At 41.1% G+C, this 231-nt stretch carries 1 pseudogene; it reads left to right on the top strand.

Annotated elements, in window-relative coordinates:
* Nucleotides 1-46: 46 nt before the first annotated feature.
* A pseudogene (locus tag ACQY6F_RS16545) lies at nt 47-231 on the top strand (sulfurtransferase); the annotation flags it as partial.

Here is a 231-nt window from a genome sequence, read left to right as displayed (position 1 = left end):
TCCTTTAATCGCACCATTTTGCCTTCAAATTCTAGAAAGGATGCTTATGTCAGCTTTGGTTAGCGTTGATTGGCTTTATTCAAGACTTAACGACCCGACACTCACAATACTGGATGCCAGTATCGATTTTCAAATTCCTGGCGAAATTGAAAAAGACAAACTCAATCTGATTCCCGGATCAAAGCGGTTCGATTATGACCGTGATTTTTGTGACCTGGATAATCCCCTACC

Source organism: Vibrio sp., from assembly GCF_050299255.1.
Lineage (GTDB): Bacteria > Pseudomonadota > Gammaproteobacteria > Enterobacterales > Vibrionaceae > Vibrio.
The sequence above is the reverse complement of the archived record's forward strand: the minus strand, read 5'-3'. Positions and strand labels throughout refer to the sequence as shown.